Below are 23,215 nucleotides of genomic sequence, written 5' to 3'. Positions count from 1 at the left end.
GTTGGTTCAGCTGCTCGCTGGCTCCAGCTTCCGAGCTGAGAACGGTTCAACTCTACCCACACGAGCCCAGGTAGGCCGCGCACAGCGGGGCGTCGATGGCCTCGAGCACCCGGGCGTCGGGAACCAGCGGCCAGCGCACCGGCGGCGCGCCGTCCGCTCCCGGCGTGTTCCACAGCACCAGCTCGGCGATCGAACTGTTGGCGGGGTTGACCACCAGGTACTGGCGCACCACCTGCGGACCGCTGATCACCGCGGCCACCCGGTCGATCGCCGCGGTGGTGATCGACGGGGAGAACTCCGGGGCACCGGCCTGGCAGCCCTGCAGCGCCGCCACCGCCGCGCTGAACACCTGGTTTGCCAGTTCGCCGCCGTGCCAGGTCTCACCCCGCCAGTGCAACACCTGCGCCTGCAGTTGCCACTGCCCCGCCGGGTGCGCGACGACGGCCTTGGCGGCCACCGCGTAGTCCCGCGGGTCGTCGGGTGAGCGCGGGCTCCGGCACAGCTCCTCAAACTTGAACGTGCTGTCCGTCACGGGCCGGGCCAGCGGGGCCAGTCGCGGCCAGTGGTAGCGGCCGTTCATCGGGATCGACCAGGGCTCGGGCCAGGCCGTGTCGGGAATCTCGTCACACACCGGGGGGCAGGTCTGTGGAGCGGCGGCGGCGGGCGGAACAGCCACCGCGGCGACCCCGACCAGCACACCCGCCAGGATCACTCGAAGCACTCACCCTCCCCGGTTCGGCACCGCGCTGCACAATCGTAAGCATGGAACTGACGCACTTCGGGCATTCCTGCCTTCTCGCGAACTTTCCCGGCGCCGATCGCACCGGCGCCGGATCGACGACGACAAGCATCCTGTTCGACCCGGGCGTGTTCTCCCACGGCTTCGAGGGCATCACCGGGCTGTCGGCCATCCTGATCACCCATCAGCACCCCGACCACGCCGATCCGCAGCGCCTGCCGGCGCTGGTGGCGGCCAACCCGCAGGCCGCGTTGTATGCGGATCCGCAGACCGCCGCCCAGCTCGGCGGCGACTGGAAGGCGGTGCACGTCGGCGACGAATTGAACGTCGGCGGGCTGCGCATCCGCGGCGCGGGCGGGCGGCACGCGGTGATCCATCCGGAGCTGCCCGACATCGACAACATCTCCTACCTGGTCGGCGACGACGAGCATGCGGCCCGGCTGATGCACCCCGGTGACGCCCTGTTCGTGCCCGACGAACCCGTCCACGTGCTCGCGACCCCGGCCGCGGCGCCCTGGATGAAGATCTCCGAGGCGGTCGACTTCCTGCGGGCCGTCGCGCCGACCCACGCGGTGCCGATCCACCAGGGCATCGTCGCCCCGCAGGCCCGCGGCATCTACTACGGGCGCCTGACCGAGATGACCGACACCGACTTTCGGGTGCTGCCGGAAGAAGGCGCCGTTTCCCTCTGATCGCGTCGCGCTCCGCACTATTGTTTGAGCGATCGCTCAGCACGGCGGTGGGGAACGGAGAATGCAGATGAGCACGGAGACGGCCACCGACGCCGCGGTGTACTACGACCCCTACGACGTCGGCATTGTCGCCGACCCGTACCCGGTGTACGCGCGGCTGCGCGACGAGGCGCCGATCTACTACAACGACCGCTACGACTTCTGGGCGCTGTCAAGGCATTCCGACGTGGACCAGGCGCTGGCGAACTGGGAGACGTTTTCCAATTCCCGCAGCGACATCCTCGAGCTCATCCAGTCGGACTTCGACATGCCCAAGGGCGTGATGATGTTCGAGGATCCGCCCATCCACACCATGCTGCGCGGGTTGATGTCGCGGGTGTTCACCCCGCGTCGGATGGCGGCCATCGAGGATCAGATCCGGCAGTACTGCGTCCGCTGCCTGGATCCGCACGTCGGGTCCGACGGGTTCGACATCATCGCGGAGTTGGCGGCGATGATGCCGATGCGGGTGATCGGCATGCTGTTGGGAATTCCGGAATCCGAACAGGTTTCGGTGCGCGACGCCAACGACGCCAACCTGCGGACCAAGCCCGGCGCGCCGATGAAGGTGGCCCGCGCCGACCGGATCGCCGACGGCCGGATCTACGCCGACTACGTCGAGTGGCGGTCCAAGAATCCCTCCGACGACCTGATGACAGCGCTGCTCAATGTCGAGTTCACCGACGAGCACGGCGAGCACCGCAAGCTGCACCGCAAGGAGGTGCTGCACTACACCCAGGTGGTGGCCGGCGCCGGCAACGAGACCACCGGCCGGCTGATCGGCTGGCTGGCCAAGGTGCTCGCCGAGCATCCCGAGCAACGCCGCCGGGTCGCCGAAGATCGCAGCCTGCTGGGCGCCACCATCGACGAGACGCTGCGGTTCGAACCCACCGGACCGCACGTGGCCCGGTACATGGCCCGCGATTTCGACTGCTACGGCACCACGGTGCCCGCCGGCAGCGCCATGCTGCTGCTGTTCGGGGCCGCCAACCGCGACCCGCGGCGCTTCCCCGACCCGGACACCTACAACATCAACCGCGGCAACATCAGCCATCTGACCTTCGGCAAGGGGCTGCATTACTGCCTGGGCGCCAACCTCGCCCGACTCGAGGGTCGCGTCGCCCTGGACGAACTGCTCAACCGCTGGCCGGAATGGGGCATCGACTACGACACCGCGCGCTTGGCACCCACCTCGACCGTGCGCGGCTGGGAGCACCTCCGCATCACCTTCTGACCCCCTCTCGCCCAAACTCCCCTTTGGGCCACTTTGTGCGAGTGGCTTCCGGTATTTCGTCGATCTCGGCGACCGACTTGAGCGCTCAACCCGCGGCGCGCCCGGCGGCCCGTCCCGAGAAGATGCAGCCCCCCAGGAAGGTGCCCTCCAGGGCGCGGTAGCCGTGCACCCCGCCGCCGCCGAAGCCGGCCACCTCGCCGGCGGCGTACAGCCCCGGCAACGGGGTGCCGTCGGCGGTCAGCACCCGCGATTGCAGATCGGTCTCCAGCCCGCCCAGGGTCTTTCGCGTCAGGATGTGCAGTTTCACGGCGATCATCGGGCCGGCCTTGGGGTCGGTCAGCCGGTGCGGAGCCACCACTCGCGCCAGCCGGTCCGGTAGATAGGCCCGCGCGCCGCGGATCGCCGTGATCTGGCCGTCCTTGCTGTAGGCGTTCACCACCTCGCGGTCGCGGGCGGTCACCTCGGCCTCCACCGTCGCGTAGTCGAGCGCCGTCACGTCGGGCAGGGCGTTCATCGCGGCCACCAACTCGGGCAGGGTGCCCGCCTGCACGAAGTCCACCCCGCGGTCCACGAATGCCTGCACCGGCCCCGGCGCGCCGGGACGCACCCGCGAAAGCACCTGCCGCACGCTGCGACCGGTGAGGTCGGGGTTCTGTTCCTGGCCGGACAGGCCGAACTCCTTCTCGATGATGCGGGCATTGAGGATGAACCAGGTGTAGTCATGCCCCGAGCGCGCGATGTACTCCAACGTGCCCAGGGTGTCGAACCCGGGATACAGCGGGCCGGGCAGCCGACGACCGTTGGCGTCCAGCCACAGCGACGACGGCCCGGGCAGGATACGGATCCCGTGGTCGGGCCAGATCGGGTCGTAGTTGGTGATGCCCTCGGTGTAATGCCACATCCGGTCGCGGTTGATGACGCGCCCGCCGGCGGCCTCGGTGATGCCGATCATCCGGCCGTCGACGTGGGCAGGTACCCCGGCGAGCAACTGTTCGGGCACCCGCCCCATCCGCGCCGGCCAGTTCTTTCGGACCAGGTCGGGGTTGCCGCCGATACCGCCGCTGGTGACGATCACCGACGACGCGCCGAATTCGAACTCGCCGACCGCCTTTCGCGACGACGCCACCCCGCGCGCCGCCGCGGACGGCTCCAGCACGGTGCCGCGGACGCCGGTCACGGCACCGTCGTGCAGGATCAGCTCGTCGACCTGATGGCGATGTGCGAACCGCACCCGCGGGTGCTCGCGGACACGACGGGCGAAGATCTCCACCAGCGCGGGCCCGGTCCCCCACGCGATGTGGAAGCGGGGCACCGAATTGCCGTGCCCGCGAGCGTCATACCCGCCCCGCTCGGCCCAGTTGACCATCGGGAAGATGCGCAGACCCCGGTCCCGCAGCCAGGAACGTTTCTCCCCGGCCGCGAAGTCGACGTAGGCGTGCGCCCACTGCCGCGGCCAGTGGTCCTCCGGACGGTCGAAACCCGCGGTGCCCAGCCAATCCTGCACGGCGAGTTCGTGACTGTCGCGGATCCCGAGCCGGCGTTGTTCAGGGCTGTCGACCAGGAACAACCCGCCGAAGGACCAGAACGCCTGCCCGCCGAGATTGGCGCTGTTCTCCTGGTCGACCACCAGGACCCGCTTGCTGCGCTCGGCGAGCTCGCAGGTGGCGACCAAGCCGGCCAGCCCGGCCCCGACCACGATGACGTCCGCGTCCATCCCGACACGCTAACCCACGCCCGCCCTCACCCTTGGGTCACTTTGCGCGAGCGGTTCTGTGGCAATCCGTCCATCTGGGCGCCGAGGCTACGCCGCGTCGGCCACCAGCGTGCGCGGCCGCCACCGATACACGGTGGGCACGCAACCATGCAGCAACGCCAAGTCGACGACGTCCAGCGCGGCCTGCAGCGGCCCGGACTTGCGCAGCTGCCGCGCCGACACCGCCAGCCGCACGATCCCGCCGCGGCGGGCGGTCCGCTGGGCCGAGAGCACCAGCGTGCGGCACCACCAGGCCTCGGCCACGAACCCGGCACCGATCCCGAGCACCCGCGCGCTCTGCGTGGAGCCCCGCACCAGATCGGTCATGCCGGCGGGTCCCGCCAGCAGCCGGAAACCGTTGCGCGGCAGAACCTTAACCACACCGTCGGACACCACCCACCCGGGCGCGGCGAACAATCGCGTCCGCAGCCCCAGATGGTCCATTATCCGGTCGGCGCCCATCAGGCGCAGGTTCGCCTCGTGCGCGGGCAGCACCGCGAACTCGGCGCGGCGACGCTTGGTGGCGGCCTCGTCGTAGCCGTGCAGCACGACGGCCGCCCCGTCCCGGCGGCGCTGCGCGATCCAGTCCACGGTGTCCGGGTCCTCGTCCAGCCGATAGCCGCCCTTGAGCCGCGGCGCCACCAGCAGCGACACGGGCACCCCGCGGCCGTCGAGCTCCGCACAGAACGAATCCACCGCGGGCAGCGTCTGCGCGCTGATACCCGACACCGACACGATCAACTGCCCACTCATGCGGCCAGTGTCGCAACCGCAGATGACCAGCGGATGTACCGAACCCAGACGCCAGATGGCGATCCGGTCAGCCGGGCAGATTCGCCTCGATCGCCGCGATGACCTCCGGTGCGTCGGGGGCTGTCTGCGGCCGGAACCGATTGACGACGGTGCCGCCCGGGGCAATCAGGAACTTCTCGAAGTTCCATTGCACGTCGCCGGCCTGGCCGTCGGCGTCGGCGGCCTTGGTCAGCTCGGCATACAGCGGGTGCCGGTCCGGGCCGTTGACGTCGGTCTTGGCCAACAACGGGAACGTCACGCCGTAGGTGGTCGAACAGAACGTCTGGATCTCCTCGGCCGTGCCGGGCTCCTGACCCATGAACTGGTTGCACGGCACGCCGAGCACGGTCAGGCCACGCTCGCCGTAGTCGCGGGCCAGCTGCTCGAGCCCGCTGTACTGCGGCGTCAGCCCGCACTTGGAGGCGACGTTGACCACCAGCACGGCCCGGTCGGAGTACTCGGCCAGCGACGTCGACCCACCGTCAAGGGTGGTCAGCGCAATATCGTTGAGGCTCATGGCCCGACGCTAACACGCCCGCGTCACTGCACCGACGGGTCCGCGACGGTCAGCAACCACGCGTACTGGAAGGCCACTTCCTTCCAGCGTTCGTAGCGGCCGCTGATCCCGCCGTGCCCGGCGCTCATCTGGGTCTTCAGCAGCACCGGATGGTCGTCGGTCTTGGTGTGGCGCAGCGCGGCCACCCACTTGGCCGGCTCGACGTAGAGCACCCGGGTGTCGTGCAGCGAGGTCATCGCCAGGATCGCCGGGTAGTCGACGGCGGCCACGTTCTCGTACGGTGCGTAGGACTTCATGTAGGCGTAGACCTCGCTGTCGTCCAACGGGTTTCCCCACTCGTCCCATTCGGTGATGGTGAGCGGCAGCGTCGGGTCCAGGATGCTGGTCAACGGGTCCACGAACGGTACCTGCGCGAGGATGCCCGCGAACAGCTGCGGCGCCATGTTGGCCACGGCGCCCATCAGCAGACCGCCGGCACTTCCGCCGAGCGCGACCAGGTTCTCCGGTCGGGTGATGCCGGTGTCCACCAGATGCTCGGCCACCGAGATGAAATCGGTGAAGGTGTTCTTCTTCTCCAGCAGCTTGCCGTGCTCGTACCAGAGCCGGCCGAGCTCGCCGCCGCCGCGCACGTGCGCCACGGCGAACACCATCCCGCGGTCCAGCAGTGACAACCGTGCGATCGAGAACCGCGGGTCCTCGCAGGATTCGTAGGCGCCGTAGCCGTACAGCAGTGCGGGAGCGGGAAACTCGATGCCCTTCCGGTGGATCAGCGACACCGGGACGCGCGCCCCGTCGGCGGCCACCGCCCAGTCCCGCCGCTCCACGTAGTCGTCCGGGTCGTATTCGCCGAGCACCGGCTGCTCGCGCAGCAGGATCCGCTCGCCGGTCCGCAGGTCCAGGTCGTAGACCCGCAGCGGCACCACGAACGACGTGGCCGCGATCCGCAGCCGCGGCGCGTCCCAGTTCGGGTTGCCACCCAACCCGGAGGCCATCAGTTCGGATTCGAACGCGACCTCCTCCGGCGGCGCGTACTGGCCGTTGGCGGTGATGGGCCACAGCTGAATTCGCGGCAGCGCGGCCCGCCGGTAGCTCAGCACCAGGTGTCCCGCGAACGCATCGACCGCCTCGAGCCGGACGCTGTCGTCGTGCGGGACCAGAGTGCGCTGATCGGTGGGATCGCTGACCGGCGCCTCCACCAAGGTGAAGTTGACCGCACCGTCGTTGTGCAGGATCAGGAATCGATCCTCACCGCCCACCACGGCGTGTTCCACGGAGTACTCCACGCCCTCGCGCCGCGGCAACACGCTGGTGAACCGCGCTTTCGGATCGTGGGCGTCGGCGACGAACACCTCGGAGGTGATCGCCGAGCCGGCGCCGATCATCACGTACGCGTCGCTGCGGGTACGGCCGACGCCGAGCCAAAAGCGTTCATCCGGCTCGTGATACACCTTCTCGGACGGCAATCCGCTGCCGAGGCGATGCCGCCACACGGTGTCGGTGCGCCAGGCGTCGTCGACGGTGGTGTAGTAGATCGTCGCGTTGTCGGCCGCCCACGTCGCGCCGGCGGCGATACCGAGGATCTCGTCGTCGTAGAGCTGACCGGTGCGCAAGTTCTTGAACCGCAACGTGTACCGCTCGTCGCCGACGACGTCCACCGAGTACGCGAGCACCTCGCCGTCGAGGCTGATGGTCGCCGCGCCCAGGGCGAAGAACTCGTGTCCCTCGGCTTCGACGTTCTCGTCGAGCAGCACCTGTTCCCCGGGCACCTCGGTGTGCTCGTCGAACTCCGGCGGGGTCCAATCCTCGGGGTCGCGCACGGGGCACCGGCAGTGCACCCCGTACTGCTTGCCCTCGAAACTGCGCCCGTAGTACCAGTAGTCGCCGCGCCGCGTTGGCACCGACAGGTCGGTCTCCTTGGTGCGCGCCTTGATCTCGTCGAAGATCCGCTGCTCGAGCGGTTCGAGGTGATCGGTCATCGCGTCGGTGTAGGCGTTCTCGGCCTCGAGGTGGGAGATGACCTCGGGGTTGGCCTTGTCGCGTAGCCATTCGTAGGGGTCCACGAAGACGTCGCCGTGGAACTCGCGGCGGGTCTCGACGCGCTTGGCGACGGGCGGTTCGATGGGTGCGCTCATGCTCCGGCTCCGATCCAGTCGGCGAAACGCAGACCCGAAATCCGTTCGTAGGCTTCGATGTAACGGTCTCGCGTGGCGGTCACGATCTGCGGGGGCAGCGGCGGTGGCGGCTGATCGCCGTGGCGGTCCCAGCCGGAGTCCGCCGAGGTCAGCCAGTTGCGGACGAACTGCTTGTCGAAGCTCTGCTGCACCACCCCGACCCGGTAGTCGTCGGCCGGCCAGTACCGCGACGAGTCGGGGGTGAACACCTCGTCGGCCAGCCGCAGCTTCCCGTCGGCGTCGACGCCGAACTCGAATTTGGTATCGGCGATGATGATGCCCTTGGCCAGCGCGTGCTCGGCGGCCTCACGGTAGATCCGTAGCGTCTCGGAGCGCAACTGTTCGGCGCGCGCGGCACCCACCGCCTCGACCACCGCGGCGTAGTCGACGTTCTCGTCGTGGTCGCCGATCTCGGCCTTGGTGGCCGGGGTGAAGATCGGCTCGTCGAACTTGCTGGCCTCGACCAGACCGGCGGGCAACGGGATCCCGCAGACCTCACCGGTGCGCTGATAGTCCAGCAGGCCCGAGCCGCTCAGGTAGCCGCGCGCGACGCATTCGACGGGCAGCATCTCCAGCTTCTGCACCACCAGCGCGCGGCCCAGCACCTCCTCGGGGATCCGCGGATCGTCCGGCGGTCCGGCCAGGTGGTTGGGCGCGGCGATCAGGTCGAAGAAGAACACGCTCATCGCGGTAAGGATGCGGCCCTTGTCCGGGATCTCGGAGTCCAGGATGTGGTCGTAGGCCGAGATCCGGTCGGAGGCCACGAACAGCAGCGTGTCGTCGTCGATCCGGTAGAGCTCGCGGACCTTACCGCTGGACAGATGCTGATAGTCGGACAGGGAGGGTCGCATCGGCTCAGCGTAGCGGGGCCGCCCGGCGTGGCCGTCGATCCCGTCCGGCTCGCCGCATCGCCCCCGCGGCGCCCCGCGACGTGCTGGGATCAACCTCATGAGTTCGCGGTACGTTCCATACGCGGCCCGGCCGCACCGGTTCCTGGCGCAGTTTTTCAGCGATGTGATGGTCAGCACGTGGATCGTGATCTGGGTGTTGGTGGGCCTGCTGGTCCACGACGCCGTCTCGTCGATCGCGGCGGTGGGCCGGCAGGTGGAAAGCGGGGCCAACGGGATCTCGCGCAACCTGGATTCGGCCGGCAACAGCGTCGACGGGTTCCCGCTGATCGGCGATCAGCTGAGCAAACCGCTCACCGCGGCCAGCGAGGCGGCCCTGGATCTGGCCGGTGCCGGCGCCAACCTCAACAGCACCGCGTCGTGGCTGGCGTGGGTGCTGGCGTTGGCCGTCGCGGCCACCCCGATCCTGGCCGTCGGCGGCCCGTGGCTCTACCTGCGGATCCGGTTCTTCCGACGCAAATGGACCGCGATCACCCTGGCCGCCACCCCCGCCGGGGAGCAACTGCTGGCGCTGCGGGCCCTGGCGAATCGACCGCTGCGCAAACTCACCGCCGTCAGCATGGACCCGGTCGGGGCGTGGCGCCGCGAGGACCCCATCGCGCTACGCGGGCTGGCCGCACTCGAGCTGCGGTCCGCCGGTCTGCGCTGACCCGGGCCCCCATCCAGCTATTTCGGCGTGACCGCGCACGGTCACCGTGGCAGAACACGCCGAAATCCCCAGAGGAAGGCGACCGTGCACCAGGCCGCCAGGGCCGTCCAGAAGAACGCCTCTGACATCGGGTGCAGCCAGCCCCAGCCGACCTCACGCCACAACGCAAAGGTGGCCGACGAGTACATGCCCAACGGGAACACCATCGCCCACCACGCCGAGGGGACCGGCACCCGCCGCCGCGCCCCACGCACCCCGAGGAGCATCAGCGCGGGGATCCACAGGGTGGCCACCAGCCAGGTCACCACGGTCGCGTACTGCACGGCGGCACTCGGCCACAGCGCGTGGATGTGTACCCCGGCCACCGTGGCGATGGCCAGGCCGCCCATCAGGATCCAGCTGTCCGGCTCGAAACCGCTGCGGTCCAGCCGTTCCCGCGCGGCGCGCAGGACGATGAGCGTGGTCATGACGAGGTAGACCGCCAGCGCCAGCACCCAGAACGCCACCGCGAGAAAGACGATGTCGAGCTCGGCGAACACGATCGCCAGCCCCGACGACGCCACGCTGGCCAGTTCCCAGGCGCCGCGCGCCCGGTCCCGCAGGGCGGGCCATCCCAGGCGCCACATCCGCCGCAGCAGCACCGGCATCAGCGACATCCACGCCGAAAGCCCCAGGCCGGCCAACACCGACACCGCCCAGGTGCCGCCGAACCGGGTGGCGATCACCGCGCAGGCGGCGACGTAGGTGAACAGCCGCAGCACCACGTCGATGTCTGTCAGGTCCAACGGCGCCCGAGCCCAGCCGGTGGCCGCGAGGACCATCAGGACCGGCAGCGCGAGTACCGCGAACAGCGCCAGCCCCGCACTGATCCAACGGTGGGAATGTTCGGCGGCCGCGATCGAGACAATCCCGGCCGCCATCACCGCCGCGAAGGCGTCCGGCGGCGGGCGCAGGTCACGCAGCACCGAGAAGCCTTATCCCCGTTGGCATCTACAAGATGGCGCCGGGGGTGTACTTGGCCGCCTCGGGGTAGCGACGCACCAGCTCCTCGACGGCGGCCACCACGGCGTCGACCTGGTCGCCGGCGGCCCCGGTGAAGGCCGCCTTGTCCGCCAGCGTCGCGTCGAGCGCCGCCCGGTCCAGGGGCAGCCGGGGGTCGGCCGCCAGGCGGTCCAGCAGGTCCGGCTCGCGGCCCTGCTCGCGCATCGCCAGCGCGACGGCCACGGCGTGCTCCTTGATGACCTCATGGGCGCTCTCGCGTCCCACGCCGGCGCGCACCGCGGCGATGAGGATCCGGGTGGTCGCCAAAAACGGTAGGTAGCGGTCCAATTCACGTTGGATGACGGCGGGGTAGGCGCCGAACTCGTCGAGCACGGTGAGGAACGTCTCGATCTGCCCGTCGATGGCGAAGAACGCGTCCGGCAACGCTACGCGACGCACCACCGAGCAGAACACGTCGCCTTCATTCCATTGGGCGCCGGCCAGTTCCGCGGCCATCGAGGCGTAGCCACGCAGCACCACCTGCAGGCCGTTGACCCGCTCGCAGGACCGGGTGTTCATCTTGTGCGGCATCGCCGAGGAGCCCACCTGCCCCGGCGCGAAGCCCTCGGTGACCAGTTCGTGACCGGCCATCAGGCGCACGGTGTGGGCGAACGACGACGGTCCGGCGCCCAGTTGCACCAGCGCGGACAGCACGTCGTGGTCCAGCGAGCGCGGGTAGACCTGCCCGACGCTGTCGAGCACCTGCGCGAAGCCCAGGAACGACGCCACCCGGGATTCGAGTTCGGCCAGCCGCGCCGCGTCGCCGTCGAACAGGTCGAGCATGTCCTGGGCGGTGCCCATCGGGCCCTTGATGCCGCGCAGCGGATAGCGGTCCAGCAGCTCGCGCACCCGGGTCAGCGCCAGCAGGGTCTCCTGGGCGGCCGAGGCGAACCGCTTGCCCAGCGTGGTGGCCTGCGCGGCGACGTTGTGCGACCGGCCCGCCATCACCAGGTCGCGGTGTGTCACGGCCCGGTCGGCCAGCCGCGCCACCACGGCGACGCCGCGGGCGAACACCAGTTCCAGGGCGCGGCGGGTCTGCAGTTGCTCGACGTTCTCGGTGAGGTCACGGCTGGTCATGCCCTTGTGCACGTGCTCGTGGCCGGCCAGGGCGTTGAACTCCTCGATGCGGGCCTTGACGTCGTGGCGGGTGACGCGTTCCCGCGCCGCGATGGAGGCCAGGTCGACGTTCTCGAGGACCCGCTCGTAGTCGTCGCTGACGCCGTCGGGGACCGGGATGCCGAGTTCGGCCTGGGCGCGCAGCACCGCGAGCCACAGCCGCCGCTCGGCGACGATCTTGGCCTCCGGCGACCAGATCGCCGTCATCTCAGCGCTGGCGTAACGGTTGGCCAAGACATTGGGAATGCTCACGAAGACACAGCTTACGGCCCGCCGTTTGGGCCCGGTCAGGGGCGGAGCGGGCCCTCGATGAGGCAAAGTGGACGGGTGTATTTCGTCGGTCTGGATCTGGCGTGGGGGCAACGCAAGCCCACCGGGGTGGCCGTGGTGGACGGCGGTAGCGGTCGCCTGACCCATCTCGGAGCGGCCTCGGACGACGCGAGCATCCTCGCCGCGGTGCAGCCGTACGTCGACGGGGACTGCCTGGTGGCCATCGACGCGCCGCTGATCGTGGCGAACCCGACGGGGCAGCGGGACTGCGAGCGGCAGCTCAATGCCGACTTCGGCCGTTTCCAGGCCGGCGCGCACCCGGCCAACACCGGCAAGCCCGAGTTCGCCGGGACCCCGCGCGCCGCGCTGTTGGCCCGAGAGCTGGGGCTCGACATCGATCCGCGGTCGACCGCGAGCCGCCGCGCCATCGAGGTGTATCCGCATCCCGCGACCATCGCGTTGTTCCGGTTGGGCCGCACCTTGAAGTACAAGGCCAAGCCCGGACGCACCGTGGCGCAGCTACGGGCCGAGCTGCTGTTGTTGATGGACCACATCGAGAATCTGGCGCGGCGGGAACCGCTGCTGCGGGTGGTCGATCACGACGAGTGGTTGGAGCTGCGCGACGGCGTCGAAACCGCCGAGCGCAAAAGCGAATTGCGCCGCGCCGAGGATCCGGTCGACGCGGTGCTGTGCGCCTACGTGGCGATGTACGCCCATCACCGGCCCGACGAAGTCACCGTCTACGGCGACGGGGACACCGGCTACATCGTCACGCCGACGCTGCCCGACGATCTGGAGCCGACGCCGCGCCGGTCGACCTCCCCGGCCGTGCACGACGCCATCGCGGCCTACGCCGAGCGTCGGCCGGCACTCAAGGAATCCACCGCGCGGTATCTCGAGCAGGTCCGCGCGCTGGTCGATGAGGCCGGCATCAACTATGTGAGCGTCACCGCCCGCACCAAGTCGGTCGCCTCCTTCGCCGCGAAGGCCGAGCGCACCATCGACGGCCGGGTGCTCTACACCGATCCGCTCTCGGAGATCACCGACCAGATCGGGTTGCGGGTCATCACGTATCTGCGCGACGACGTGACCGCGGTGGCCAAACTCCTCGGCGACGAGTCGCGGGTGCTCGACGACCGGGACATGGGGCTGGTCACGGCGAGCACCGGCCGCTGGGGGTATTCGAGTCGCCATCTGCTGATCGCCGCCGAGGGCGAACAGCAACCCGCCTCGGTGCAGGTGCGGACCATCCTGCAGCACGCGTGGGCCGAGTTCGAGCACGACATCCGCTACAAGGGGTCCATCCCCGAGGAGGACGCCCCCGACCTGGACCGCCGCTTCACGCTGGCCGCCGGGCTGCTCGAGCTCGCCGACCGGGAGTTCTCCGCGATCCGCGACCGGTTGCGCTCCGCGCCGGTCTCGGAGCGGGCTCCCGAGCTCGAATCCGACAGCGAGCCAAGGATTTCCACCGCGGTGCTGGCCACCTATCTGGGCAACAGGTTCCCGGACGCGGGCTGGTCGCGCACCGACCACTACGGCTGGATCTCCGGGCTGTTGCTCGAGTTGGGCATCGACTCGTTGGATGCGCTCGAGGGCGCGCTGGAAGGGGTGGACACCGAAGCGGTGAATGCCGCGCTGGCGTATCGCTACCCGGCCGGGGCGGTGCGCCGGCTCGACGACGCGCTGCTGGCGGGATTCGGCGACCGCTACGTGGTGCTCAGCGGCAACAGCCACCGCACCGCGCGGCTGGCGACGCGGCTGGAGCGGCTGCGCGAGGCCGGCCTGACCACCGTCCGCTAATCCGGGGCCTCGCCGAGTTTCGTCGGGTCGACGATGCCCGCTTCACGGATGCCGAGCTGTCGGTTGATCGCCATGGTGAGGAAGAACAGCCCCACCCCGATCGCGATCAGGATCCCGGCGAGCAGGTATTGCTGGGCGGGCCGCCCCGACAGCGGAGTGACCAGGTACAGCGAGGAGATGAATCCGATGACGGGCAGCGCGGTGGGCGTGGTGAAGTGCCCGCCGACGGCCCGGACGTCGCGGCGCAGCACCAGCACCGCCACGTTGACCATCGCGAAGACCGCGAGCAGCAGCAGCGAGGTGGTGCCACCCAGCATCGCGATCGCGTTGCTGTTGGCGAACGCGGTCACGTAGAAGATCAGCCCGAACGCGATCAGCGTCGTGAAGATGATCGCGGCCCACGGCGAGCGCCGGGTCGGGTGCACGACGCCCAGCGCCTGCGGCAACACCCGCTGCCGGGACATGCCGTAGATCAATCGACTGGCCATCAGCATGTTGATCAGGGCGGTGTTGGCGACGGCGAACATCGAGATGAACGGCAGGATGGTCTCGATCGGCAGGCCGGGGGCGCCCAGCTTGACCACCTCGACCAGCGGGGTGTCGCTGGCTTCCAGGGCGCCGACCGGCACCAGGGCGACGGCGACGACCGCGACGATCACGTAGACCACCCCGGCGATGCCCAGACCGGTGAGCAGCACTTTCGGGAACGTGCGCACGGGGTCCTTGGTCTCCTCGGCCATGTTCACCGAGTCCTCGAAGCCCACCATCGCGAAGAAGGCCAGCGACGTGGCCGTGGTGACCGCCAGGAAGACGTTCTTGTCTTCCGTCGTCTCGAAGGCGATCACGCGGGAAAAGTCAACCGTCTCACCGCCGCCGGTGAACGCCCACAGCCCGACGAAGATCACCAGCAGCAAGCCGCTGATCTCGACGATGGTCAGCACCACGTTGAGCCGGACGCTCTCCCCCACCCCGCGGAAGTTGACCACCGCCAGCAGCGCCATGAACACCAGCGCGACGATGACGACGCCGGCCTTGCCCCAGTCGAAGTCGAAGGCGACGAAGAAGTTGGCCGCGAAGAAGCGGGACGCGGTCGACGCCGAGGTGATGCCGGAGCACATCACGATGAACGCCACGATGAACGTGACGAACTGGACGCCAAACGCCTTGTGCGCGTAGAGCGCAGCGCCGGCGGCCTGCGGATACTTGGTGACCAGTTCGAGATAGCTGAAGGCCGTGACCGTGGCGATCAGGAAGGCGATCAGGAACGGCAGCCACGCCGCGCCGCCGACCTCGCCGGCAACGTCGCCGACGAGCGCGTAGATCCCGGTCCCCAGGATGTCGCCGACGACGAAGAGCAACAGCAGGCCCGGCCCCAGCACTCTCTTGAGCTGAGGTTCCTCGCCCACCGTCTTCGCCTCGGCCATGTTCATCTCCCTCGATCCGCGCGTGCGGTACCCATCTTCAACCCGGGCGCCCCGCAAAGGGTGAACATTCGGCGAGACTCGCCGATGTGTCACACGGCGGCGGCTTGGCGGTGGTACGGCGCCAGCGCGTCGATGACCTCGATGAGCGACGCGCGGGTGGTGGCCCTGGGCGTCCCAGACGGGTCGACGAGCGAGGAGACGACGGCCCCGTCGATGGCGAACAGCAGGGTGTCGATCAGGGCGGCCCCGGCCGTGCGGCCCGACCGTTCGACGGCCTCCGCGACAGCCTCCGCGCGCTGCTGCATCATCCGGCGCTGAATGTCGCGCAGCGCGGGCTGGCGCGCACAGGCGACGTAGCGCTCGTAGCGGGAGATCAGTTGCTCGTGCTGCGGGGTGTCGGGCCCGCTGTCGTCGATCAACAACTCGAGCAGCAGATCGGCGGTCGCTTCGGAACCCCGGCGGCGTCGCGGCAGGGCGGCGACCCGCGCCCGCAGCATCGCGGCCTCCCGCATGCCGATGTACTCGACGGCGGCCACGATGAGGTCATCGAGCGACGAGAAGTAGTAGGTGGTCGACGCCAGCGGCAGCCCGGCGCGGCGCGCGACAGCGCGATGCCGCACCGCCTCGAAGCCTCCCTCGCAGAGCAATTCGGCGGCGGCACTGACCAGTGCGCACCGTCGACGTTCTCCCTTGGGAGTGACTGCTGCCGTCACGAATAGCATGCTGCCAGCATCCGCCTCTTACGCTGGTCGTTTCGACCAAAACCACAGCGACTGGCAGGATATCGGGGATGACGGGCCTGAGCCGACGCACTGTTTTGCGCCTGGCGCTGGGCGCCGTCGCCGGTGCCGTGGGCGCTTCCGCGATGGGCAATGTGACGCCCGCACCGCGTTCTGCCGCCGCTGTCGGCGCATCACCCGTCCCGCTGTCCCCAACCGTCCCGCCGGCCCCGTCTTCGGGCGCCGCTGCGACCATGGTCACCGGATCGTTTGCGTCCGCGGCGCGCGGGGTCACCACCAATTGGGCCATCGCGCGCCCGCCCGGCCAGACCGCAGCGTTGCGGCCGGTGATCGCCCTGCACGGAAAGGACAGCGACGCCGCCACGGTGATGGCCGGCGGTGTCGAGCAGGGGTTGGCGCAGGCCGTCGAGGCCGGACTGCCACCTTTCGCCGTCGTGAGCGTGGACGGCGGCAATGGGTACTGGCACCGGCGGGCCTCCGGCGAGGATTCCGGCGCCATGGTGCTCGACGAGTTGCTCCCCCTCCTGGACTCCCACGGGCTGGACACCTCGCGGGTCGCCTTCCTGGGATGGTCGATGGGCGGCTACGGCGCGCTGTTGCTCGGCGCGCGGTTGGGGCCGGCGCGGACCGCGGGGATCGCTGCCGTCAGCCCCGCGCTGTGGCTGTCCCCGGGTGCCGCGGCGCCCGGTGCGTTCGACAGCGCGGCGGACTACGCGGCCAACAGCGTGTGGGGATTGCCGGCGCTGGGGTCGATTCCGCTTCGAATCGACTGCGGCACCTCGGATCCGTTCTACGGCGCCACTGCGGAGTTCATCGCGCAGTTGCCCGCCCCGCCGGCCGGGGGCTTCTCCCCCGGCGGCCACAACGGCGAGTTCTGGAGCGCGCAACTGCCCGCGCAACTTTCGTGGCTCGCCCCGCTGCTGACCGCCTGATTTGAGAATACAAATTCTCTGACAGCTGTAAAGTTCTGCCACACTGTTGCAAGCGCGCCATCCCGGCTATCGTGGGCTCCAACGGTATGGCCGACGGGAGAGGTGGGCGCGGTGCACAAGGACGACATGATTTTGATTTCGGTGGATGATCACATTATTGAGCCGCCGGATATGTTCAAGAATCATTTGCCGGCGAAGTATGCCGATGAGGCGCCGCGGTTGGTGCACAACGCTGATGGCTCGGATACGTGGCAGTTTCGGGATGTGGTGATTCCGAATGTGGCGCTCAATGCGGTGGCGGGCCGGCCCAAGGAGGAGTACGGGCTCGAACCGCAGGGCCTCGATGAGATTCGGCCCGGCTGTTATGACGCTGCCGAGCGGGTCAAGGACATGAGTGCCGGTGGGGTCCTGGCCACGATGAACTTCCCGTCGTTTCCGGGGTTCGCGGCGCGGTTGTTCGCCACCGATGACGACGAGTTTTCGATGGCGTTGGTGCGCGCCTATAACGACTGGCATATCGACGAGTGGTGCGGGTCGGCGCCGGGGCGGTTCATTCCGATGGCGATTCCGGCGATCTGGAATCCGCAGTTGTGTGCCGCCGAGATTCGCCGGGTCGCCGACAAGGGTGTGCATTCGTTGACGTTCACCGAGAATCCCTCGACGTTGGGGTATCCGTCGTTTCATGACCTGGAGTACTGGCGGCCGGTGTGGGAAGCCCTGGTCGATACCGAGACGGTGATGAATGTGCACATCGGGTCCTCGGGGAAGTTGGCGATCACCGCCCCGGATGCGCCGATGGACGTGATGATCACGTTGCAGCCGATGAACATCGTGCAGGCGGCCGCGGATTTGTTGTGGTCGGCACCGATCAAGGAGTTCCCGACGCTCAAGATCGCCCTCAGTGAGGGCGGCACGGGCTGGATTCCGTATTTCCTGGATCGGGTGGATCGCACCTTTGAGATGCATTCGACCTGGACGCATCAGGATTTCGGGGGCAAGTTGCCGTCGGAGGTGTTCCGGGAGCATTTCATGACGTGTTTCATCTCTGATCCGGTCGGGGTGAAAAACCGGCATCTGATCGGGGTGGACAACATCTGCTGGGAGATGGACTATCCGCATTCGGATTCGATGTGGCCCGGAGCCCCGGAGGAGTTGTGGGCGGTGTTCGACACCTATGACGTCAGCGACGAGGAGATCAACAAGATCACCCACGAAAACGCCATGCGGCTCTACCAGTTCGACCCGTTCGCCCACATCCCCAAGGACCAGGCCACCGTCGGTGCCCTGCGCACATCCGTCGAGGGCCACGACGTGTCGATCCGGGCACTGTCCCACGAGCGGGACCCCAACACCAGCAGCGGCATGGACGCCCTGACCGCCGCCGCCCAAGCCAACTCCTCAGCCCGCTAACCCCCACACTGCGTGGCCCAAACTCACCTTTGGGCCACAAAGTACGAGAAACTTCCGGCACAACGTCGACCTCGACGAACACCTACGCCTCGGCCGACGAGCCGAGGCGTGGGTGGCGAGGTCGAGTCAGGCGAGGTCGCGCTAGGCGAGATCGAAGCGAATCGGCAGGTGCTTGAGCCCACCGACGAAGGTGGTGGCCACGTGTTCGGCGGGCCCGGCCAGTTCGACCGACTTCAGGCGCGGCAGCAGCTCGGTGAAGAAGCTGTTGACCTCCATGCGCGCCAGCGCCGCGCCCAGACAGAAGTGCACGCCGTACCCAAAGGCGATGTGCTTGTTCGGGTCTCGGGCCACGTCGAAGACGAACGGGGCCTCGAAGATGTCCTCGTCGCGGTTGCCGGAGACATAGGACAGCAGCACCGAGTCGCCGGCGGGAATCCGCACGCCGCGCAGCTCGTAGTCCTGCTGCGCGGTCCGCATGAACTCCTTGACCGGGGTGGTCCAGCGGATCATCTCATCGACGGCCAGCGGCATCAGGCTCGGATCGGCCTGCAGCTTGGCCAGCTGGTCCGGGTTCTCGATCAGCGCGTGCATACCGCCGGAGATGCTCGCGCTGGTGGTGTCGTGGCCGGCCGCGGCGACGATGGCGTAGTAGGAGACGGTCTCGATGTCGGACAGCGGCTCGCCGTTGATGGTCGCGTTGGCGATCGCGGAGCCCAGGTCGTCGGTGGGGTTGGCGCGGCGTGAGGCCGTCAATTCGCTGAAGTACTGGAACATTTCGAGCAGTGCCATCATCTGCTCTTCCTTGCTGGTCCCGCGCTTGAACTCCTCGTCGTCGCTGCCGAACATCTCCTGCGTCCACTTCAGCATCGAGGAGAAGTCCTGCTCCGGCACGCCCAGCAGGGACATGATCATGTAGAGCGGGTAGTTGACGGCGACCTGTTGGACGAAGTCGCACTCCGGCCCCGCCTCGACCATCTGGTCGACAAACTGCTTGGCCAGCTCGTCGGCGCGAGCCTTCAACGCGCGCATGGCCTTTGGCCGGAACCAGTTGGCGCCGATCGCGCGGAAGTCGCGGTGCTCGGGATCGTCCATGTGGATCAGGGTCCGGATCCCCACCGCGGCCTGTTGCTCGTCGCCCTCTCGGGTGATCAGGACCGGACGCGGGGAGTTGGTGAAGATGTCGTTGGCGCGCTCGATCTCCATGATGTCGGCGTGCTTGGTGACCGCCCAGAACGGGGCGTAGTCGGGGACATCGACGTAGGACACCGGGGCGGTGGCCCGCAACCGGGCCAGTCCGGCGTGCAGGCGCGCTTCGTCGGTGTACGCCTGCGGATCGGCGAGCATCGCCGCGGCCGCCTCGATCGTGGACGCATCACTCATCACAGCTCCCGCCTGCCGCCCCACCCGGGGACCCTCACAAGTGCGTTAACAGTAGCAGTTGCGGTAAGTCATTCAGTAGTGGGTGCGGGGCCGTGACCGGCTGGTCAACCCTCGGAAACCACGCCGGTCGCCGTCTCGGCTCGGCGCGCGTAGGCACTGCGGGCGTCCTCGTCGAAATCCAGGAACAACCGGTCGGAACCCATCAGCTTGTGCAACCGCCGCCGGGTCCGCGGCCCCAGCATCGCCAGCATCGGGGAGACGAACCGCATCGGATAGGGCACCGCGACGTGGGTCTTCGGCTTGTTCAGCACCGCGACCACCGCCTTGGCGATCACCTCGGGCTCGACCGGCCGACTGGCGCCGGACGCCTTGGTCCCGGAGATCAGTTCGGTGCGGGTGAACGGCGGCATCACCACGCTGACGTCGACGCCGCGCCCGGCGAACTCGTCGGCCATCGCCGTCGAGAGCCCCACGACGGCGAACTTGGTGCCCGCGTACACCACCTGCCCGGGCACGGCGACCACGCCGGCCAGCGAGGCGATGTTGACGATGTGTCCGCTACCGCGCGCCGTCATCTCGGGCAACACCAGGCGGCAGCCGTTGAGCACCCCGTAGAAATTCACCTCAATCGACGTGCGGATGGCCTGCTCGGACTGCTCCAGGAACGGGCCCACCGGCATCACCCCGGCGTTGTTGACCAGAACGTCGATGTGACCGCCGCCGTCGGCGCGGGCCTTGTCCAGGAAACCGGCAAAGGATTCGGGATCGGTGACGTCCAGCGGGTGCCCCGACACCGTTCCGTACTCGGCCAATTCCACTACCGCCCGTTCCAGCACCGGGACGTCGCGGTCACCGATCACCACTCGGGCGCCGCGGCTCAGCAGCGCCTTGGCGGTGGCCCAGCCGATCCCGCGGGCCGCACCGGTGATGGCAATGGTCCTGCCGCCGATGGCATCCGTCATCTCGTTTCCTCACTCACCGCGCGAAGCGCGCACTTCGTCGAGCACCGCCGCGATCACGGGTTCGGGCGTCCCGCTCGGGAATCCCGGCAGGACCCGGTCGATCACCCCGGAGCAACGGCGCGCCAGCGCCGCACCGACCTCGTCGACTGGGGCGACGACGGCGAACGCCGCCAGGACCTCGTCGTCGATGACCTGGGCCATCGCGTCCCACTCGCCGGCCAGCGACAGCCGCCGCAGCTCGGGCTGGAGTTCGCCCCACCCGTGCAGTTCCAGCACCCGCCGATACGCGGGCGTCGAACCGTAGAACGCGATCTGCTTGCGGAACGACGCTGCCGCCGCCGCCATCTCGTCGTCGTCGCGCCCGGTGACCACGAAGACCGGGCTGGACACCTCGAAGTCCCGACGCCGCCTCCCGCTGCTTTGCAGTCCGCGGGCCAGCGCCGGTTCGGTCACTTCCTCGAGGTAGCGGCGGGTGGTGAAGGCATGCACCAGCAGGCCGTCGGCCACCGCGCCGGACATCTGCGTCATGCCGGTGCCCACCGCCGCGACGAAGACCTTCGGCACGCCGAACTCCGAGGGCTCCGGCGTGAACATCGGGGTCATCAGGGTGTGGCTGTAGAACTCGCCCTGGAAGTCGAGGCGTTCCCCGGTGCTCCAGCAGGACCAGATTTCCCGCAGCGCCGCAATGAATTCCGTCATCCGCCGCACCGGGTGGCTCCACGGCATCCCGAAGCGCTTCTCGATGTGCGGCTGGATCTGGGTGCCCAGCCCGAGAATGAATCGGCCGCGGGAGTACGTCTGCAGATCCCAGCCCAGATGGGCCACCGTCATCGGGGTGCGCGCGAAGGCCACCGCAATGCTGGTGCCCAGTTCGATCGAGTTGGTGTGCTCGGCGGCCAACGCCAACGGCAGGAAGGGATCATGGTTGATCTCGCCGGTCCAGCAGCCGTCGTAACCCGCCTGCTCGTGGGCGCGCGCGGCCTCGGGCACGCCGTCGAGTCGACTGGGGATCCCACGGTCGATCTTCAGGCGCCCCGACATGGTCGTGGACGCTACAGTAAGTGCTTCGGTAGGGTCAATGGCGCACCCGGCCACCGAGGAGGAGCATGACGGAATCGCGGCGCGACCCGGACGCGGCGGCGAACTCGGCGGCCTGGGCGGAGACGCTGGCCGACCTCCACCGGCGCCGCGAGCGCTCGCACTCGATGGGCGGTGCCGACCGGCTGGCCGCACACCGCGCGAGCGGCAAACTCGATGCGCGCGCACGCATTCAACGACTACTGGACCCCGACACCTTCCGCGAACTCGGGACGCTGGTCGGCGGCGAGGTGGCCGCCGACGGCATCGTGGTGGGGTCCGGCGAGGTGAACGGCGCGCCCATCATGGTGGGCGCAGAGGACTTCACCACCGTCGCGGGAACCATCGGCTCGGGCAGCAACTCCAAGCGCTACCGCATCGCGGAGTTGGCGCTGCGCAACAAGATTCCGCTGGTGATGCTGCTCGAGGGCGCCGGCTTCCGCCCCGGCAAGCACGGCGGCCGCTCCCCGACCGACCTGCTCGCCCAGGCCCGATGCTCCGGGCTGGTGCCGACAGTGTCGGCCGTCCTGGGCCCGTCGGCCGGTCACGGCGCGCTGGTCGCGCCGGTCTGCGACTTCCGCATCATGAGCCGCCACGGCGCCATCTTCACCGCCGGCCCGCCGGTGGTCAAAGAGTCGACCGGGGAGGACATTTCGAAGGAGGAGCTGGGCGGCCCGGACGTGGCGGTGCCCAGCGGGGTGATCCACAACGTGGTCGACGACGACGCGGCCGCCCTCGACGACATCCGCCGCTATCTCTCCTACTTCCCGTCCAGCGCCTGGTCTTATCCGTCGGCCCGGTCCACGAACGCCGCCGCCGCGCCCCGGTCGACTCCCGAGCTGCTCGACATCGTCCCCCGGGACAACCGCCGGGTGTACGACATGCGTGCCGTGCTCGACGTGGTCTTCGACGACCCGGACTGGTTCGAGGTGCAGCCCGGGTTCGGCCGCGGAATCGTCTGCGCGCTGGCCCACCTCGGCGGGCACCCGGTGGCGGTGGTCGCCAACCAACCGCAGGTGATGGCCGGATCCATCGATTCCGACGCCGCCGACAAGGCGGCGCATTTCATCATGGTCGCCGACGCGTTCCATCTGCCGATCATCTTCCTGGCCGACAATCCCGGCATGCTGCCCGGCAGCCGTTCCGAACGCGACGGGGTGTTGCTCAGCGGCGCACGGATGTTCACCGCGCAGACCACGGCAACCACGCTGAAGCTGCACCTGACGCTGCGCAAGGCCTACGGCTTCGGGTCGATGGTGATGTCGCTGTTGGGCTTCGATGATCAGGTCGCGACATTCGGCTATCCCGGGGCCACCATGGGGGCCATGAGTGCCGGTGCGCTCAGCCGCGCCGCCAAGGCCGATACCGAGCTGTCCGAGAAGTTGCACGACGCCGAACTGCAGGCCTCGTTCAACTCGGCGAAGAACCTCGGCTTCGACGAGCTCATCGACCCCCGGGAGACCCGCACCGCGTTGTTGAGCGCGCTGCAGCGCGGCCTGTATACCCGCCAGGCGCCGGCCCAGCCGGTGCTGCGCACCGCAATCCTGCCCTGACAGCCCGAGCGGAGGC

The 23,215-nt window shown here is 68.9% G+C and carries 20 protein-coding genes; 7 read left to right on the top strand and 13 right to left on the bottom strand.

Translation table 11 applies throughout. The annotated features are described in order from the left end of the window. Window positions 1–52: 52 nt before the first annotated feature. Entirely contained in the window at window positions 53–721 is a 669-nt protein-coding gene (locus R2K23_RS03070) for an ATPase (RefSeq protein WP_316514161.1), read from the bottom strand. 41 nt (window positions 722–762) lie between these two features. Here R2K23_RS03070 and R2K23_RS03065 point away from each other — a divergent pair, with 41 nt between their 5' ends. Both R2K23_RS03065 and R2K23_RS03060 read left to right on the top strand, forming a co-directional pair. After that, window positions 763–1,431, top strand: a complete 669-nt coding sequence (locus tag R2K23_RS03065) for an MBL fold metallo-hydrolase (RefSeq protein WP_316514159.1) — start codon at window positions 763–765, stop codon at window positions 1,429–1,431. 67 nt (window positions 1,432–1,498) lie between these two features. Next, window positions 1,499–2,704 carry a cytochrome P450 gene (locus tag R2K23_RS03060; protein WP_316514158.1) on the top strand — a complete coding sequence of 402 codons (1,206 nt, stop codon included), beginning with the start codon at window positions 1,499–1,501 and terminating at the stop codon, window positions 2,702–2,704. An 85-nt stretch (window positions 2,705–2,789) separates the two neighbouring features. On the opposite strand, the gene R2K23_RS03055 is transcribed toward R2K23_RS03060, so the two are convergent. From R2K23_RS03055 to R2K23_RS03035, 5 genes are all read right to left on the bottom strand, one after another. Then, a complete protein-coding gene (locus tag R2K23_RS03055; RefSeq protein ID WP_316514156.1) occupies window positions 2,790–4,418 on the bottom strand; it encodes an FAD-binding dehydrogenase in 1,629 nt (542 codons plus the stop codon). Between the two features lie 87 nt (window positions 4,419–4,505). Further along, window positions 4,506–5,210, bottom strand: a complete 705-nt coding sequence (locus R2K23_RS03050; RefSeq protein ID WP_316514154.1) for a DUF2334 domain-containing protein — start codon at window positions 5,208–5,210, stop codon at window positions 4,506–4,508. A gap of 67 nt (window positions 5,211–5,277) precedes the next feature. Next, window positions 5,278–5,766 carry a glutathione peroxidase gene (locus R2K23_RS03045; RefSeq protein ID WP_316514151.1) on the bottom strand — a complete coding sequence of 163 codons (489 nt, stop codon included), beginning with the start codon at window positions 5,764–5,766 and terminating at the stop codon, window positions 5,278–5,280. A 23-nt stretch (window positions 5,767–5,789) separates the two neighbouring features. After that, window positions 5,790–7,898: a S9 family peptidase gene (locus R2K23_RS03040; protein ID WP_316514150.1), complete on the bottom strand. Its 2,109-nt coding sequence runs from the start codon at window positions 7,896–7,898 to the stop codon at window positions 5,790–5,792. Next, on the bottom strand, window positions 7,895–8,788 hold the full coding sequence (locus R2K23_RS03035; protein ID WP_316514149.1) for a phosphoribosylaminoimidazolesuccinocarboxamide synthase: 894 nt from the start codon (window positions 8,786–8,788) through the stop codon (window positions 7,895–7,897). The genes R2K23_RS03040 and R2K23_RS03035 overlap by 4 nt, the downstream gene beginning before the upstream one ends. 97 nt (window positions 8,789–8,885) lie before the next feature. Here R2K23_RS03035 and R2K23_RS03030 point away from each other — a divergent pair, with 97 nt between their 5' ends. Further along, a complete protein-coding gene (locus tag R2K23_RS03030; RefSeq protein WP_316514147.1) occupies window positions 8,886–9,494 on the top strand; it encodes a hypothetical protein in 609 nt (202 codons plus the stop codon). A gap of 41 nt (window positions 9,495–9,535) precedes the next feature. Here the strand turns inward: R2K23_RS03030 and R2K23_RS03025 are convergent, their stop codons facing one another. Together R2K23_RS03025 and purB are read right to left on the bottom strand one after the other, a co-directional pair. Next, window positions 9,536–10,459: a tellurite resistance/C4-dicarboxylate transporter family protein gene (locus R2K23_RS03025; RefSeq protein WP_316514146.1), complete on the bottom strand. Its 924-nt coding sequence runs from the start codon at window positions 10,457–10,459 to the stop codon at window positions 9,536–9,538. Between the two features lie 25 nt (window positions 10,460–10,484). Continuing rightward, a complete protein-coding gene (gene purB / locus R2K23_RS03020; RefSeq protein WP_316514144.1) occupies window positions 10,485–11,903 on the bottom strand; it encodes an adenylosuccinate lyase in 1,419 nt (472 codons plus the stop codon). 75 nt (window positions 11,904–11,978) lie between these two features. Here purB and relZ point away from each other — a divergent pair, with 75 nt between their 5' ends. Further along, window positions 11,979–13,721 carry a bifunctional ribonuclease/(p)ppGpp synthase gene (relZ, locus tag R2K23_RS03015; RefSeq protein ID WP_316517026.1) on the top strand — a complete coding sequence of 581 codons (1,743 nt, stop codon included), beginning with the start codon at window positions 11,979–11,981 and terminating at the stop codon, window positions 13,719–13,721. Here the strand turns inward: relZ and R2K23_RS03010 are convergent. Together R2K23_RS03010 and R2K23_RS03005 are read right to left on the bottom strand one after the other, a co-directional pair. After that, window positions 13,718–15,145, bottom strand: a complete 1,428-nt coding sequence (locus tag R2K23_RS03010; protein ID WP_316514142.1) for an APC family permease — start codon at window positions 15,143–15,145, stop codon at window positions 13,718–13,720. The genes relZ and R2K23_RS03010 overlap by 4 nt on opposite strands. Before the next feature lie 89 nt (window positions 15,146–15,234). After that, window positions 15,235–15,867: a TetR/AcrR family transcriptional regulator gene (locus R2K23_RS03005; RefSeq protein ID WP_316514141.1), complete on the bottom strand. Its 633-nt coding sequence runs from the start codon at window positions 15,865–15,867 to the stop codon at window positions 15,235–15,237. Between the two features lie 68 nt (window positions 15,868–15,935). Between R2K23_RS03005 and R2K23_RS03000 the strand changes: the two genes are divergently transcribed. Continuing rightward, on the top strand, window positions 15,936–16,817 hold the full coding sequence (locus R2K23_RS03000) for an alpha/beta hydrolase (RefSeq protein ID WP_316514139.1): 882 nt from the start codon (window positions 15,936–15,938) through the stop codon (window positions 16,815–16,817). Window positions 16,818–16,928: 111 nt separating this feature from the next. After that, complete coding sequence (locus R2K23_RS02995) at window positions 16,929–18,227, top strand: amidohydrolase family protein (protein ID WP_316514138.1); 1,299 nt, start codon at window positions 16,929–16,931, stop codon at window positions 18,225–18,227. A gap of 141 nt (window positions 18,228–18,368) precedes the next feature. Here R2K23_RS02995 and R2K23_RS02990 read toward each other — a convergent pair whose 3' ends face one another. The 3 genes from R2K23_RS02990 to R2K23_RS02980 all read right to left on the bottom strand — a co-directional run bounded on the left by R2K23_RS02990 (window position 18,369) and on the right by R2K23_RS02980 (window position 21,610). Beyond that, window positions 18,369–19,607 (bottom strand): cytochrome P450, encoded by a 1,239-nt coding sequence (locus R2K23_RS02990; RefSeq protein ID WP_316514136.1) that lies wholly within the window; start codon window positions 19,605–19,607, stop codon window positions 18,369–18,371. A 104-nt stretch (window positions 19,608–19,711) separates the two neighbouring features. Continuing rightward, window positions 19,712–20,569 (bottom strand): SDR family oxidoreductase, encoded by an 858-nt coding sequence (locus R2K23_RS02985; protein WP_316514135.1) that lies wholly within the window; start codon window positions 20,567–20,569, stop codon window positions 19,712–19,714. Window positions 20,570–20,578: 9 nt separating this feature from the next. Next, window positions 20,579–21,610: an LLM class F420-dependent oxidoreductase gene (locus R2K23_RS02980; protein ID WP_316514134.1), complete on the bottom strand. Its 1,032-nt coding sequence runs from the start codon at window positions 21,608–21,610 to the stop codon at window positions 20,579–20,581. A gap of 65 nt (window positions 21,611–21,675) precedes the next feature. On the opposite strand from R2K23_RS02980, the gene R2K23_RS02975 reads away from it, so the two are divergent. Next, window positions 21,676–23,199, top strand: coding sequence for an acyl-CoA carboxylase subunit beta (locus R2K23_RS02975; RefSeq protein WP_316514133.1), 1,524 nt, complete (start codon window positions 21,676–21,678; stop codon window positions 23,197–23,199). Window positions 23,200–23,215: the final 16 nt, after the last annotated feature.

Origin of the sequence: Mycolicibacterium sp. MU0050 (assembly GCF_963378085.1) — a bacterium.
Lineage (GTDB): Bacteria > Actinomycetota > Actinomycetes > Mycobacteriales > Mycobacteriaceae > Mycobacterium > Mycobacterium wendilense.
This window is presented reverse-complemented; position numbering and strand designations above follow the sequence as displayed.

Coding starts and splice junctions, on each gene's coding strand:
- R2K23_RS03065 (WP_316514159.1), top strand. CDS start 763: ATGGAACTGACGCACTTCGGGCATTCCTGCCTTCTCGCGAACTTTCCC.
- R2K23_RS03060 (WP_316514158.1), top strand. CDS start 1,499: ATGAGCACGGAGACGGCCACCGACGCCGCGGTGTACTACGACCCCTAC.
- R2K23_RS03055 (WP_316514156.1), bottom strand. CDS start 4,418: ATGGACGCGGACGTCATCGTGGTCGGGGCCGGGCTGGCCGGCTTGGTC.
- R2K23_RS03050 (WP_316514154.1), bottom strand. CDS start 5,210: ATGAGTGGGCAGTTGATCGTGTCGGTGTCGGGTATCAGCGCGCAGACG.
- R2K23_RS03045 (WP_316514151.1), bottom strand. CDS start 5,766: ATGAGCCTCAACGATATTGCGCTGACCACCCTTGACGGTGGGTCGACG.
- R2K23_RS03040 (WP_316514150.1), bottom strand. CDS start 7,898: ATGAGCGCACCCATCGAACCGCCCGTCGCCAAGCGCGTCGAGACCCGC.
- R2K23_RS03035 (WP_316514149.1), bottom strand. CDS start 8,788: ATGCGACCCTCCCTGTCCGACTATCAGCATCTGTCCAGCGGTAAGGTC.
- R2K23_RS03030 (WP_316514147.1), top strand. CDS start 8,886: ATGAGTTCGCGGTACGTTCCATACGCGGCCCGGCCGCACCGGTTCCTG.
- R2K23_RS03010 (WP_316514142.1), bottom strand. CDS start 15,145: ATGGCCGAGGCGAAGACGGTGGGCGAGGAACCTCAGCTCAAGAGAGTG.
- R2K23_RS03005 (WP_316514141.1), bottom strand. CDS start 15,867: ATGCTATTCGTGACGGCAGCAGTCACTCCCAAGGGAGAACGTCGACGG.
- R2K23_RS03000 (WP_316514139.1), top strand. CDS start 15,936: ATGACGGGCCTGAGCCGACGCACTGTTTTGCGCCTGGCGCTGGGCGCC.
- R2K23_RS02990 (WP_316514136.1), bottom strand. CDS start 19,607: ATGAGTGATGCGTCCACGATCGAGGCGGCCGCGGCGATGCTCGCCGAT.
- R2K23_RS02985 (WP_316514135.1), bottom strand. CDS start 20,569: ATGACGGATGCCATCGGCGGCAGGACCATTGCCATCACCGGTGCGGCC.
- R2K23_RS02980 (WP_316514134.1), bottom strand. CDS start 21,610: ATGTCGGGGCGCCTGAAGATCGACCGTGGGATCCCCAGTCGACTCGAC.
- R2K23_RS02975 (WP_316514133.1), top strand. CDS start 21,676: ATGACGGAATCGCGGCGCGACCCGGACGCGGCGGCGAACTCGGCGGCC.